This is a genomic window from Sphingomonas azotifigens NBRC 15497 (assembly GCF_002091475.1).
Lineage (GTDB): Bacteria > Pseudomonadota > Alphaproteobacteria > Sphingomonadales > Sphingomonadaceae > Sphingomonas > Sphingomonas azotifigens.
Map to the genome: position 1 here is coordinate 78,942 of NZ_BCTR01000011.1, position 12,343 is coordinate 91,284.

Annotated in this window: 11 protein-coding genes; 2 read left to right on the top strand and 9 right to left on the bottom strand. The window is 67.2% G+C overall.

Going from position 1 to position 12,343, the window contains the following annotated elements:
• Position 1: 1 nt before the first annotated feature.
• A complete protein-coding gene (locus tag SAZ01S_RS05295) occupies positions 2-2,272 on the bottom strand; it encodes a coiled-coil domain-containing protein (protein WP_139809949.1) in 2,271 nt (756 codons plus the stop codon).
• Between the two features lie 113 nt (positions 2,273-2,385).
• On the opposite strand from SAZ01S_RS05295, the gene SAZ01S_RS05300 reads away from it, so the two are divergent.
• Entirely contained in the window at positions 2,386-2,679 is a 294-nt protein-coding gene (locus SAZ01S_RS05300; RefSeq protein ID WP_084580767.1) for an Hpt domain-containing protein, read from the top strand.
• Positions 2,680-2,686: 7 nt separating this feature from the next.
• Here SAZ01S_RS05300 and SAZ01S_RS05305 read toward each other — a convergent pair whose 3' ends face one another.
• The 8 genes from SAZ01S_RS05305 to SAZ01S_RS05340 all read right to left on the bottom strand — a co-directional run bounded on the left by SAZ01S_RS05305 (position 2,687) and on the right by SAZ01S_RS05340 (position 11,579).
• Entirely contained in the window at positions 2,687-3,385 is a 699-nt protein-coding gene (locus SAZ01S_RS05305; RefSeq protein WP_084580768.1) for an immunity protein Imm33 domain-containing protein, read from the bottom strand.
• The gene (locus SAZ01S_RS05310) at positions 3,382-4,560 is read right to left on the bottom strand and encodes a vWA domain-containing protein (protein ID WP_084580770.1); all 1,179 of its coding nucleotides are present in this window, start codon (positions 4,558-4,560) and stop codon (positions 3,382-3,384) included. The genes SAZ01S_RS05305 and SAZ01S_RS05310 overlap by 4 nt, the downstream gene beginning before the upstream one ends.
• 74 nt (positions 4,561-4,634) lie before the next feature.
• Positions 4,635-5,477: an AAA family ATPase gene (locus tag SAZ01S_RS05315; protein ID WP_084580772.1), complete on the bottom strand. Its 843-nt coding sequence runs from the start codon at positions 5,475-5,477 to the stop codon at positions 4,635-4,637.
• A gap of 197 nt (positions 5,478-5,674) precedes the next feature.
• A complete protein-coding gene (locus SAZ01S_RS05320; RefSeq protein WP_084580791.1) occupies positions 5,675-6,340 on the bottom strand; it encodes a DUF6975 family protein in 666 nt (221 codons plus the stop codon).
• A 203-nt stretch (positions 6,341-6,543) separates the two neighbouring features.
• The gene (gene rpoD / locus SAZ01S_RS05325; protein WP_084580773.1) at positions 6,544-8,571 is read right to left on the bottom strand and encodes an RNA polymerase sigma factor RpoD; all 2,028 of its coding nucleotides are present in this window, start codon (positions 8,569-8,571) and stop codon (positions 6,544-6,546) included.
• Between the two features lie 42 nt (positions 8,572-8,613).
• A complete protein-coding gene (gene dnaG, locus SAZ01S_RS05330) occupies positions 8,614-10,509 on the bottom strand; it encodes a DNA primase (protein ID WP_084580775.1) in 1,896 nt (631 codons plus the stop codon).
• On the bottom strand, positions 10,509-11,015 hold the full coding sequence (locus tag SAZ01S_RS05335) for an endonuclease domain-containing protein (protein ID WP_084580777.1): 507 nt from the start codon (positions 11,013-11,015) through the stop codon (positions 10,509-10,511). The genes dnaG and SAZ01S_RS05335 overlap by 1 nt, the downstream gene beginning before the upstream one ends.
• 111 nt (positions 11,016-11,126) lie before the next feature.
• The gene (locus tag SAZ01S_RS05340; protein WP_084580779.1) at positions 11,127-11,579 is read right to left on the bottom strand and encodes a GatB/YqeY domain-containing protein; all 453 of its coding nucleotides are present in this window, start codon (positions 11,577-11,579) and stop codon (positions 11,127-11,129) included.
• Between the two features lie 144 nt (positions 11,580-11,723).
• Here SAZ01S_RS05340 and SAZ01S_RS05345 point away from each other — a divergent pair.
• The coding region (locus SAZ01S_RS05345) for a carbamoyl-phosphate synthase domain-containing protein (RefSeq protein WP_281252149.1) at positions 11,724-12,343 on the top strand (620 nt) is incomplete at its 3' end.

The following is a 12,343-nucleotide window of genomic DNA, read 5'->3' on the forward strand; positions in this document are numbered from 1 at the left end:
GTTAGCTGCGCAGGCGCTCGATTGCCTGGGCCAGCGCGACGTAGAGCTTGCCTGCGTCCGAGGAGAGCAGGGTCACCGCCAGCGGATTGCCGTCGCGCAGGCTGAGCACCTGGCGGAGCATCGTCTCGAAATCATGGACATAGCGGTTGACGTTCTCACGGAAACTGCTGTCCTGATCGTAGAGCCGGTGCAGCTCGCGCGCCTCGTGCGGGGTGAGCAGGCGCACCGCGCGACGGGTAAACACGCCGCGATCGCCCTTCAGATACGCCCCCCAGGCGCCATCGGTGATCTCGGCCGAGAAGGTCTTGGCGAGATCGATCGAGGTCGAGTGCAGCGCGTCGATCAGCAGCGCCATGCGATGCGCGAAGCCGTCGCTCTCGGCGCGTTCCTGCGCCTCCTGCGCTTCGCTGATCCGCGCCTCGGCCCGGCGGCTGGCATCGTCGACCGCGTTCATCTGCGCGCGGAGATGCTCGGCCGCGCGCGCAGCCGCGCCGATCGCGCCGTCGGCGGTGCGGGTGAGCGTCTCGACATGCTCGCGCACCGAGCGCTCAACCGCGCGCTCGACCGCGGCATCGGTCGCGTCCTCCAGCGCGCGATTGACCGCCGGGACGATGCCATCGATCGCCTCGCGGGCGTGGTCGGCCGCCTTGTTGGCGCTGTCGCGCACCCGCAACAGCGTCTCGATCAGCTCCGGCGCGGCGTCGGCGCTGAAGCGGCGGGCATGGTCGATCGCCTCGTCGATCGCGCGGCGCAGCGTCTCCGCCTGGTCCGCCGCGGTGGCAAGGGTCTCGGCCAGCGCGTCGCGGCTGCGCGCCAGCGCGCTCTGTTGCTGGGCGACGCTGCCGGCGATCGCCTCGATCGCGTCATGGGTCGTCTCGGCGGCGGTGACCAGGCTGAGCAGCTCGGGCTTGGCGGTGGCGATGCGCCGGCGGCTGGCGTCGATCCGGCCGTCGAGCCGCTCGAGCGCGGCGGGCATCGTCTCGTCGATCTCGCGGGCGGCGGCATCGAGCGCGGTCAGCAGATCCTCGGCGGTGGCGATCACCGTACGCGCGGTGGCCTCGCCGCTGTGCATCGACCCCGCCATCCCGTCCATCGACTGGTGGAGGGCGTGGATCGCGCTCGCCAGCGCCTCGGTGCGGCGGGTGCCGTTGGCATGCAGCGCTTCCAGCTCGCGATCGATCTCGCCCACGCCTTCGGACAGGCGGGCGAAGAGCGCATCGCCGCGGCGCTGCTCGTCGCTCAGCCGCGCCGAGATACGGATGATCTCGTCCTCGATCAGCGCCATGCGCTGCGCCATCGCGGCGGTGCTGTCCTCGCCCGCGCGGTGCAGCGCTGCCTGGTTGGCGGCGAGCATCGCCAGCATCGCCTCGCCCTGTGCGGAGATGCCCTGGCGCGACTGGTCGATCGCAGTTGCGGCGCGGTCGAGCACGGCATCGACCTGGGCGGACATCTGCTCGGTGACCTGCTCCAGCCGGCTGCTCGCGGCCTCGCTGGTCGCCTCCATCCGGGCGATGTGCGCCGCCAGCCGTTCGGCGGCGCCGCCGGCGATGCGGTCGGCCTCGCGTCCGCGCTCGGCAAGCGTGGTGAGCTGGACGTCGAGCGCCGCGGCATGCTGGCTCGCCTGCAGCCCGGCCGTGTCGACGCGCTCGGCGAGGCCGTGCATCTCGGCATGGGCCTTGGGCAGCGAGGCGAGGATCACCGCCATGCCGTGTTCCGCGGTGCTGGTAACCGCGTTGAGCTGCTGGGTGCTGCCGACCAGCATTTCGGACTGGCGCGTCGCGGTCGCGGCGGCCTGGCTGAGCCGTTCGGCAGCGGCGTCGCTGAGGATCGAGAGATGCGTTTCCTGGTCGGCGAGCGCGGTGCGCTGGGCGAGCAGCCGCTGGGTAAGCGTCGCCGCGCGCTGTTCGAGCTGGGCGGCTTCCTCGCGCATCATCCGCGCGGTGGCGGCGAAGCGGCGCGCCTCGGCCGAGCTGGTCCGCTGGAGGACGAGATAGAGCAGGGCGACCAGCCCGCCCGGCACGCACAGGGCGGCCAGCAGCTGGATATGCTCGAACGCACCCGGCGCCTCGTCCCAGGCTGGGATGGCGAGCCAGGTCATCGCCGCGGTGGCGGCGACGCCGAGCAGGATCGCCAGCACCGCCACGACGCGACCCGACCGCGCCGGCCGCGCCCGGGCGATGGTGAAGGAGTCGATCTCGTCCTCGGGCCAGTCGTCGATCGGCTGCGGTGCTGCCGCGACCATCGGTTCGGCAGGTGCAAAGTCGGACGGCATGGCGGATTCAGTGTTGGGGCCCCCAGTCATCGGCCCAGTGTACCAGCTTTGTCGCGGGGACCAAGCCGCCCTGCTAAACCATCGGTTAACATTCGTCGCGATAGGGCTATTGCATGGCCTATGATCCCGGTGCAATCGACGCGAAGCTTGCCGCAGCGGTGGGCGACGATCCGGCGCTGATCGCCGAATTGCGCGCGGCGTTCCTCGAAAGCGTCCATCGCTCGGTCGAGATGATGCGCGCATCGCGCGGCGCCGAGGAATGGGCGCAGGCGGCGCTGCGGCTGCAGAGCCTGGCCGGCAGCTTCGGCGTCACCAGCCTGATGGCGCTGGCCGAAGAGGCGATCCGCAGCAGCGCCCAGGACGGGGTGCTGCTGCGCAAGATCGATCGGGCCGCCGAGAAGCTGTGAGCGTCGCTCAGTCCGCCGCGGCGGATTCGGGTTCGAACTTGTCGTTTTCCCAATTGCGGACATAGGCCGATCCGATCGGCGCATCGACCAGGTGCAGCCAGCTGTCGTCGACGTTGAGCACCAGACCGAGCGGCACGCACTCGACCTCGCGCGCGCCGACGGCATCGTCTTCCATCCCGCGATAATCGCCGCGGATCCGCCACCCGCTGTCCGGCTGCTCGCTGCCGACCGACGGCAGCGGCGTCTCGCGATACAGGTAATGGACCGCCATACGATCCTTGAGCACGCAAGCGTCGACCAGGCAGCGATCCTGATATTGGCGGCGCACCGGGGCCGAGGGCGGCCGCACCGGATGGTCCTCGCCCCAGCGCAGATCGATCACGTCACCGCGCCGGAACGCGATTTCCTGCCCGGCGCGGAGCTGCGGCATGTCGAGCGGCTGGTTGTCGAGCCTGCCCCACAGCCGGTCCCCCTCGGCGCGGGTGATCGCCACCCACATCCGCTCGGCGGCATATTCGCGCGACGGCGGCACCGACTGGAAGACGAGCTTGACCAGATCGCCCGGGCGCAGTGCCAGGACCTCGTTCTCGCTCGGCAGGTAGAAGGTGTAGGGCGCCCCTTCGGCCAGCGGCCGGGGGTCGATGATGGTATGGCTGCCGAACCAGCGTCGGCGCCACCGGGAAAGCATGTCGCGCATCGTACTCATCGCTTGCGACTCAACTCGCGCATCGCCGCATCGATCCCTGAAATGGTCAGCGGATACATGCGGTCGCGCACCAGGCTGCGGATCATCGTCACCGAATGCGAATATGCCCATTGTGCCTCCGGCAGTACGTTGAGCCAAACCGTAGCGGGATAGGTGTCCACCACCCGCTGCAACCAGGTGGCCCCCGGCTCCTCGTTCAGATGCTCGACCGAGCCGCCGACCTGGGTGATCTCGTAGGGACTCATCGACGCGTCGCCGACGAAGATCACCTTATAGTCCTGCCCATATTTGTGGAGGATGTCGGCGGTGCGGGTGCGTTCGCTGAACCGGCGGCGATTGTCCTTCCACACGCCTTCGTAGAGGCAGTTGTGGAAGTAGAAGAATTCGAGGTTCTTGAACTCGCTGGTCGCCGCGGAGAACAGCTCCTCGCAGAGCTTGACGAACGGATCCATCGATCCGCCGACGTCGAGGAAAAGCAGCAGCTTGACCGCATTGTGCCGCTCGGGTCGCATCTTCACGTCCAGCCAGCCCTGCCGCGCGGTACCCGCGATGGTGCCGTCGATGTCGAGTTCGTCCGCCGCGCCTTCGCGAGCGAAGCGGCGCAGGCGGCGGAGCGCCACCTTGATGTTGCGGGTGCCGAGCTCGCGGGTGGAATCGAGGTTGCGATAGTCGCGCGCCTCCCACACCTTGACCGCGCGCTGGTGCTTGCCTTCGCCGCCGATCCGCACGCCTTCGGGATTGTAGCCGCCATTGCCGAACGGCGAGGTGCCGCCGGTGCCGATCCACTTGTTGCCGCCCTGGTGGCGCGCATGCTGCTCGGCGAGCCGCTCGCGGAGCGTCTCCATCAGCTTTTCCCAGGAGCCAAGCGCTTCGATCTGCGCCTTTTCCTCGTCGGTCAGGTATTTCTCGGCGACGGCGCGGAGCCATTCCTCCGGGATCTCGGCAGGGGCGACGCCATAGCTCGACGCGATGCCGCGGAACACCTTGGCGAAGACCTGGTCGAACCGGTCGAGCAGGCCCTCGTCCTTCACATAGGTGGCACGGGCGAGGAAGTAGAAGGCCTCGGGCGTCGGCTCGATCACCTGCGCGTCGAGCGCTTCGAGCAGCAGCAGATGTTCCTTGAGGCTGGCAGGAATGCCCGCGGCGCGCAGTTCGTCGAGAAAGGCGAGGAACATCGGGCTACGCTACGCCCAGCAGCAGGGGCGCGTCCATTACGTTGAGCGCCGGAGGCGGGCGGGCTGCCGCATCGCTATTTCTGCCGCCGGGCCATGAAGGCGAGCCGTTCGAACAGCATCACGTCCTGCTCGTTCTTGAGCAGCGCGCCGTGGAGCGGCGGGATCGCCTTGCTCGGGTCGCGCGACTGGAGCACCTCCAGCGGCATCTCCTCGTGGAGCAGCAGCTTGAGCCAGTCGAGCAGTTCGCTGGTCGAGGGCTTCTTCTTGAGGCCGGGCACCTCGCGGATCTCGTAGAACAGGTCCATCGCGCGGCTGACCAGCAGCTTCTGGATGCCGGGGAAGTGGACGTCGACGATCGCCTGCATCGTGTCGCGGTCGGGGAACTTGATATAGTGGAAGAAGCAGCGGCGCAGGAACGCGTCGGGCAGCTCTTTCTCGTTGTTCGAGGTGATCACGACGATCGGGCGCTCGGCCGCGCGCACCGTCTCGCCGGTCTCGTAGACATGGAATTCCATGCGATCGAGTTCTTGGAGCAGGTCGTTCGGGAACTCGATATCGGCCTTGTCGATCTCGTCGATCAGCAGCACGGGCAGGGTAGGGCTGGTGAACGCCTCCCACAGCTTGCCGCGGCGGATATAGTTGGCGATGTCGTGGACGCGCGGATCGCCGAGCTGGCCGTCGCGCAGCCGTGCCACCGCGTCATATTCGTACAGGCCCTGCTGCGCCTTGGTGGTCGACTTGACGTTCCACTCGATCAGCGGTGCGTTCACCGCTTTCGCAATTTCGGTCGCCAGCACCGTCTTGCCGGTGCCGGGCTCGCCCTTGACCAGCAACGGGCGCCGCAGCGTGACGGCGGCATTGACCGCGACCTTCAGGTCGGCAGTCGCGACATAGCTCTGGGTGCCTTCGAAGCGCATGGGCAGAAGGTGGGCCGAACGGTGGCGGGATGCAACCCATCCCGAGGGGCAGGGGGTGGGGGCTTCGCTCCCACCTACCAGCCGTCATTCCCGCGAAGGCGGGAATCCATTTGCCAGGGCGCTGGGGGAAAGAACCGCAGGACCAGCGCCAATGGATCCCCGCCTTCGCGGGGATGACAATGGAGGGGTGGTGCGGCTCAGCCGCGGCTGCGGGCGCTCGCGCGGGCCTCCAGCAGGTCCCACAGTCCGCGATGCTGGGCGAAGACCTGCTGCGCGCCGAACAGCATCGCGCGTTCATGCGCGGCTTCGCGGACCAGCGCGTCGACCACGCTGACCGTCTCCTCCGGGATCGGCAGGCGGGCGGGGGCAGGTTCCAAGCCGAAGCTGGTCGCAGCGCAATCGAGTACCGCGCGCATGGCTACCCAGTCGATCGCCAGCGCCACGGCCGCGCCGGTGGCGCAGCCGGCCCGATCGGACTGGGCCAGCATGTCGAGCGCGTGGCGCTGACTGGCCGCCGCCGCCTCGCTTTCCGCATGGCCGGGCGTGCTGGGAAGCGGCCCCGCCGCCGCCACCAGGCGTACCAGATAGGCGCGTTCGCCGACAAAGGCTTCCGCCGCGGCCTCCAGCCAGTCGCATTCGACCGGCCGGCGCGCATGGGCGGCGGCATATTCGACCAACCCGGGATGGCGGCCATGGAGCCGGGCGACATGATGCACCGCGTCGGCGATGTCGCGGCGGGGCAGGCTGCCGCCACGCAGCGCCCGGAGATGCGGATGCCGGGCGCAGCCATCGGATCCCGCCAGGGCGCCCATCGGGCCCCAAGCGCCCGACAAATGCTCGATCGGTGCGGTATCCAAGAGCATGACCTTCCTCATCTGGACAGCGCCGCTCCCCACGAGCCGGCCAGAAGGGGATCGCACAGGGAAAATACTGAAGCGCATAGAAAGATGGTTATGCCGAAATTAATCTTGAAAGACAGAATTTCGGCTCCCCACGCATTTCTGTCCCAAATGAAAACGGCCCCGGTGGATGCCGGGGCCGTTCTGCGTCGTCGTTCGGGAAACGCTTACTGATCGAGGAAGCTGCGCATTTTCCGGCTGCGGCTCGGGTGCTTGAGCTTGCGGAGTGCCTTGGCCTCGATCTGGCGGATGCGTTCGCGCGTCACCGAGAATTGCTGGCCGACTTCTTCCAGCGTGTGATCGGTGTTCATGCCGATGCCGAAGCGCATGCGCAGCACGCGCTCTTCACGCGGGGTGAGGCTCGCCAGGACACGGGTGACCGTTTCCTTGAGGTTCGCCTGGATCGCCGCGTCGACCGGGATGATCGCGTTCTTGTCCTCGATGAAGTCGCCCAGGTGGCTGTCTTCCTCGTCGCCGATCGGCGTTTCGAGGCTGATCGGCTCCTTGGCGATCTTCATCACCTTGCGCACCTTTTCGAGCGGCATGCTCAGGCGCTCGGCCATTTCCTCGGGCGTGGGCTCGCGGCCCTGCTCGTGGAGGAACTGGCGGCTGGTGCGGACCAGCTTGTTGATCGTCTCGATCATGTGCACCGGGATGCGGATGGTGCGCGCCTGATCGGCGATGCTGCGGGTGATCGCCTGGCGGATCCACCAGGTCGCATAGGTGCTGAACTTGTAGCCGCGGCGATATTCGAACTTATCCACCGCCTTCATCAGGCCGATATTGCCCTCCTGGATGAGATCCAGGAACTGCAGGCCGCGATTGGTGTACTTCTTGGCGATCGAGATCACGAGGCGGAGATTGGCCTCGACCATCTCCTTCTTCGCGATGCGGGCCTCGCGCTCGCCCTTCTGCACCATGTTGACGATGCGGCGGAACTCGGTGAGCGTCATGCCGGTCTGCTGGGCGATCTCGCTCATCTCGGTGCGGATGCGGTCGACCGAGGCGCTCTCGTTCTCGACGAAGTTCTTCCACTTCTTGTCGAGGCCGACGACCGACGGCAGCCAGTTCTCGTCGAGCTCGTGATCGACATAGCGATCGAGGAAGTCCTTGCGGCTGACCTTGTGGCGCTCGGCGAGACGCAGCATCTGGCCGCCCAGCGCGGTGAGGCGCCGGTTGAAGCTGTAGAGCTGGTCGACGAGATACTCGATCTTCGCCTGGTGGAACTGGACGCTCTCCACCTCGGCGGTCAGCTCCTCGCGCAGCTTGTTGTACTTCTTTTCCTCGGAAGCCGGGAATTCCTCGCCGGCCGACATGGTGTCGAGCCGCTGCTGCTGGACCTTGCCGAACTTCTTGTAGATCGCGGTGATGTTGGCGAACTTCTCGAGCGCCTGGGGTTTCAGCTGCTCTTCCATCTGGGCGAGCGAGAGGGTGTTGTCCTCCTCCTCGTCGTCCGAGGGGCGGCGGGCGCGGCGTTCGGTCAGCTCGTCATCCTCGTCGGACGCGACTTCCTCGGGCTCTTCCTCTTCCTTGAAGGTCGGGCCGGTGCTCGATTCGCTGATCTCGCCATTGTCGTCCTCGGCGCCCTCGACCTGCTCGGCCGACGGACCCTTGGAGAGCATCGCATCGAGATCGAGGATCTCGCGCAGCTGCATCGTGCCTTCGTTGAGCGCAGTCGACCAGCCGATGATCGCGTTGAAGGTGATCGGCGACTCGCAGAGCCCCAGGATCATCGTGTCGCGGCCGGCCTCGATGCGCTTGGCGATGGCGATTTCGCCCTCGCGGCTGAGCAGCTCGACGGCGCCCATCTCGCGCAGGTACATGCGCACCGGATCGTCGGTGCGATCGACGGTTTCCTTCTTCTTCGCGACCTCGAAGGCAGGGGCAGAATCGTCGCTGCTGTCCGCCGTCTCGGCATCGTCAGCCGAATCGTCCTCGGATTCAGCGTCCTCGCCGGCGTCCTCATTCTCGACGACGTTGATGCCCATGTCGTTGAGCGCGGCCATCACGTCCTCGATCTGCTCCGAGGACATCTGGTCCTGCGGCAGCATCTCGTTCAGCTGGTCGACGGTGATGTACCCGCGCTTTTTCGCACGCGCGACCAGCTTCTTGATCGAACCCTCGTTCAGATCGATCAGCGGCGCGTCACTCGTGTCGCTCGTGTCGGTGACGTCTGCCATGTTCGCCTTCGCCATCAAATCCCTCGAAACTCAGATGGCGGCAATTTTACACCGCCTCTATTCCTCAAAATTACCGTCTTCCGCAAGCATCAGATTGGCAAGCCGATCCAAAAGCTCCTGCCGTTGCCGCGAAAGCGCCACCTGACGGGCAAACGCTTCCTCGGTGCCGTCGCGCATCAGGGCAGCGGTCGCCTCGGCGAGCGCCACATCGACGGCGGGCTGTGCCGCCATCACCGCGATCGCCTCGCCCAGATCCTCGCGCGCCCTCGCCACGTCGGCCGCGGGCCGCGTGAAGGAGAAGGGGAGCGTGTCTGCGCGAAGCAACTCGCTTGCCACTGAATCGAAACCGGACCGCGCCAATATGGTGAGGAAATCCTCGCTATCAAGTTGACGTGCAGCCGGATTGGTGAGGGCCACCTCCACAACGGCTTCGAATAGCCGGCCGAGCGCGCCCGACGCACTACGCAGACTCCCGAGGATTTCCATGTGCCGGGCGATCTCTACGGGATGGCGGATCAGCCCGGCGAGCACCGCGCGCGCCAGGATGGGATCGAGCCCGCTCGCCTGCACGCCCTTTATCAGATGCGAGGGCGGCGGCTCGGGTGGCTGCCAGCCGCCACGGGCATTGCGGGTGCCGCGGGGTTGCGGGCGGGCAGGGGCGGGGCCGCGCTGGTCCTTGCGGAACTCGCGCGGGCCGCGGCCGAACTGCTGGTCGGCGCGCGCGCGGAATTCCGCGATATATTCGTGCTTTACGTTCGGGTCCTGAATTTGCTCGGCAAGTTCGGTGAGGCGGCGCTTGAGGCCGGCGCGCTGCTCGGGCGTGTCGAGCGGGCCGGCGGCGACTTCGCTTGCCCAGAGGCGATCGACCAGCGGCTCGGGCTTGGCGAGCAGTGCCTCGAAGGCGCCGGGGCCCTGCGAGCGGACGAGGTCGTCCGGATCGAGGCCCTGGGGCAGGGTGACGAAGGCGAGGCTGCGGCCGGGTGCGAGCATCGGCAGCGCGCGGTGGGCGGCGCGGAGCGCGGCCTTCTGCCCGGCACTGTCGCCGTCGAAGCAGAGCAGGGGCACTTCGGACAGGCGCCACAGCCGTTCGAGCTGGTGTTCGGTCAGCGCGGTGCCGAGCGGGGCGACCACCTCGCCGAACCCGGCCTGGGCGAGTGCGATCACGTCCATATAGCCCTCGACCGCGATCACCCGGTCGGCCTTGCGGGCGGCGGCCTGGGCGCGATCGAGATTGTAGAGCGTGCGGCCCTTGTCGAAGAGCGGCGTTTCCGGGGAGTTGAGATATTTGGGCTCGCCGTCGCCGATGATGCGGCCGCCGAACGCGATCGTGCGGCCGCGCACGTCGCGGATCGGGATCATCAGCCGGCCGCGGAAGCGGTCATAGGGCTCCTTGCCCTCGACGGCGATCAGCATGCCGGATTCGACCAGCATCGGATCGCCATAGGATTTCAGCGCGTCCTTGAGCTTGCCGCGCGAATCGGGGGCGAAGCCGAGGCCGAAGGTCCGGGCGGTCTCGGGCGTAATGCCGCGACGCTGGAGCACGGCGCGCGCCTCGGCGCCTTCGATGCCGTTGAGGCGCTCGGTGAACCAGGTTGCGGCCTCGCCCATCAGCTCGTGCAGGCCCTTGGCACGCTCGGCCTTTTCGGCGGCACGGCGGTCCTGCTCGGGCATGTCGAGCCCGGCGGCCTGGGCCAGTTCCTTCACCGCATCGATGAAGGGCAGGCCGCGCTGGTCGGTCATCCAGCGGATCGCATCGCCATGCGCGCCGCAGCCGAAGCAATGGTAGAAGCCCTTGTCGTCGTTGACGTAGAAGCTGGGGGTCTTCTCGTTGTGGAACGGGCAGCAGGCGCGGAACTCCTTGCCCGCGCGCTGCAGCTTCACCGACTTGGCGATGAGCGTGGACAGCGTGGTGCGGGCGCGGAGCTCGTCGAGAAAGGCGGGGGTGAGGGACATTACCTGCTCCCCCAGGGGCGCTTGGTCAGCCCCTCCCCCAACCCCTCCCGCAAGCGGAAGGGGTGCGCAGGCTGCGACGCTTCGGCTCCATTGCTCCCCTCCCGCTTGCGGGAGGGGTTGGGGGAGGGGCGGTCGCCGCTGGAAACTGTCTGTCGCGAAGGCCGCGCCGTCGCCATCGTCTCGATCACCCGCTCGATTTCGGCAACCACCCCGTCCAAATTCCCCAGCACGTCGTTGTTCCAGAACCGCAGCACGCGATACCCCTTGGCTTCCAAATATCGCGTGCGTTGGACATCGTCCGCGGCGTTCACCGCATGTTGTCCGCCATCGACCTCAACGACCAGCTTCAAGCTGCGCGCCACAAAGTCACACACATAGGGCGGGACCTTCACCTGTCGGTTGAACCGCACCCCGCCGACTTTCCGCGCGCTCAATGCCTGCCACAGCGCCAGTTCGGCATCCGTGGGGTTGTTTCGCATGTGGCGGGCGTGGGTGCCTGGTTCCATTCCCTCCCCCGACCCAGTTTCAGGTAAACGATGCCCCGCATCGTTTAGATCATGCCGGGGGCATGATCGACCTGAAACTCGCAAGCGGAAGGGGAGCGCAGGTTGTGATCGTCAGGAAAGCGCCGCCTTCACCAGCGCGCTGGCCTTGCTCATGTCGAGCTGCGCCGCGTGGCGGCCCTTCAGCTCGGCCATCACCCGGCCCATGTCCTTCATGCCCGACGCCCCCAGCTCGGCCTTGATCGCCTCGATCGCCGCGGTCGTCTCCGCCTCGCTCATCTGCTGCGGCAGGAAGCGCTCGATCACCACCACCTCGGCGGCTTCGGCGTCGGCGAGTTCCTGCCGGCCGCCCTTCACATACATCTCGATCGATTCGCGGCGCTGCTTGACCATCTTCTGCAGCACCTCGACGACCAGCACGTCGTCGTCCTCGGGCGCCTTGCCGGTGCGGGCCTCGATGTCGCGGTTCTTGATCGCGCTCTGGATCAGGCGGATCGTGGCGGTCGACGCCTTGTCGCCGCCCTTCATGGCGGTCACCAGCGCAGCCTTGATGTCGTCGCGAATCATTCGTGGTCTCTCGATCTTGTCCGGGAAAGCGCGGAGACATAGCCGAATGCCACAAAACTTAACAGATTGACGCACCCGCCCATGGGGTCTAGCGGGCGGCCCTTAGCAACATCGCAAAACCCAAAGCAGGAGTGCCCGCCCCAAATGGCCGACGCCAAACCCTTGTCCATGCCCGTTGGAGCCACGGGCGTTCTGGTTCTGGCGAGCGGCGAGATATTGTGGGGTCGAGGATTCGGTGCCGAAGGCGATGCCGTCGGCGAGGTGTGCTTCCACACCGCGATGACCGGCTATCAGGAGATCATGACCGACCCGAGCTTCGCCGGTCAGATCATCAACTTCACCTTCCCGCATATCGGCAATGTCGGCGCCAACCCCGACGACATCGAGGCCGACGATCCCCATGCGCTGGGCATGATCGTCCGCCAGGACGTGACCGAGCCGAGCAACTTCCGCAGCACCGAGCATCTCGATGCCTGGATGGCCAAGCACAAGCGCATCGGCCTGTCGGGCATCGACACCCGCGCGCTCACCCGCCGCATCCGCCTGGGCGGCGCGCCGAACGGCGTGATCGCGCACTCGAAGGAGGGCAAGTTCGACCTCGACGCGCTGCTGGAGAAGGCACGCGCCTGGCCGGGGCTGGAGGGCATGGACCTCGCCATCACCGTCTCGTGCGAGACGCATTTCGGCTGGGAAGGCGGCGTGTGGAAGCTGGGGGTTGGGTATGACTCTTCTGCCCCCCTCCCGCTTGCGGGAGGGGCTGGGGG